General features: G+C 34.3%; 1 protein-coding gene. It reads right to left on the reverse strand.

What is annotated here, in order from left to right; genetic code table 11:
- Positions 1–434, reverse strand: a 434-nt coding sequence (locus tag V7659_RS27355) for a fructose-bisphosphatase class III (RefSeq protein WP_335543228.1), incomplete at both ends; no start/stop codon positions are given.

A 434-nucleotide genomic window follows, 5' to 3' on the forward strand; every position in this document is an offset into this window, starting at 1 on the left:
CAATATTCGTTTCTCTTACCTTTTTTCTCTTTAATTCTTTATCTACCAATCTTTTTATTGATAAAACATCAGTCCCGTTAAGTAGAACATCTTCCTTTGAATTAAAATGCTTATGGGCGACCAGCTGCATACCATAGGAATTATATAGTAATGTATATCCTGCAATACCTGTTGTTGATTGATAAGCTTTGGAGAAACCTCCATCGATCACAATCATCTTACCATTTGCCTTAATTGGATTTTCTCCCTCAATTTCTTTCACTGGTGTATGGCCATTTATTATATGACCCTGGTCAGGATTCAGATCAAATTCTGTTAGGATTCTGCGGCAAAAATCTTCATTTTCACGTAAATGGTAGTACGGATTCTTACCTTCTTTATGAGTTGCCTTATCCTTAATAAAGTACCTCTCAAAAGTTGTCATTTCTCTTTTT

The organism is Neobacillus drentensis, assembly GCF_036966985.1.
In the GTDB taxonomy this organism is placed as follows: Bacteria; Bacillota; Bacilli; order Bacillales; family Cytobacillaceae; genus Neobacillus; species Neobacillus drentensis_E.